Source organism: Burkholderia sp. GbtcB21 (assembly GCF_019091065.1).
Classification (GTDB): domain Bacteria; phylum Pseudomonadota; class Gammaproteobacteria; order Burkholderiales; family Burkholderiaceae; genus Burkholderia; species Burkholderia pyrrocinia_C.
The window spans coordinates 1-734 of the sequence record NZ_JAGXKA010000080.1 but is presented as its reverse complement, the minus strand read 5'-3'; the positions used below and the strand labels follow the sequence as shown (position 1 = coordinate 734).

Here is a 734-nt window from a genome sequence, read left to right as displayed (position 1 = left end):
GCGAACAAACTGAACAGTTGCGCCGTGTTCTTGAGCAGTCCCTTGTAGCGCGCCTTGCGATGACGGAAGAGGTTCTTGACGACATGAAACGGATGCTCGACTCGCGCGCGAATTTGCGCCTTGGTTCGCTCGAGCGCGATCACCAGATCCTTCAGCGCACCGTCCTGCATCGCCTTGATCTTTCCTCGCTTGGCCGCCACGCGCCACTTCACCGACTGGCCCTTCATTTCATCGCGCTTGTCTACGCCGATGTAGCCCGCGTCGCCGAACGCTTCCTGCTCGTGACCGTGCAACAGCGCGTGCGCTTGCGAAACATCCGACACGTTGGCGGACGTACCGACCACGCTGTGAACCAGCCCCGAATCGGCGTCGACGCCGATGTGCGCCTTCATGCCGAAGTGCCACGCATTGCCTTTCTTCGTTTGATGCATCTCCGGATCGCGATGCTTCTCAGCGTTCTTGGTCGACGACGGTGCTTCGATGATCGTCGCATCGACCAGCGTGCCTTCCTTCATCATCAGCCCGCGTTCGCACAGCGAGATACCAATCTCATCGAACACCTTGCGCGTCAGGTCATGTTCAAGCAGCAGGCGCCGGAACTTCAGCAGCGTGGTCGCATCCGGCACGTCCTCCACGGCCAGATCAATCCCGGCAAACGCCCGCATCGCGATGCTGTCGTACAGCGCATCCTCCAGCCCTTCGTCCGACAGGCTGTACCACTGCTGCAGGAAGTA

The 734-nt window shown here is 60.2% G+C and carries 1 protein-coding gene; it reads right to left on the bottom strand.

Annotation, left to right across the window (positions count from 1 at the left end; genetic code table 11):
- A partial coding sequence (locus tag KVT39_RS36415; RefSeq protein WP_217591426.1) for an IS5 family transposase occupies positions 1–734 on the bottom strand: 734 nt, incomplete at both ends.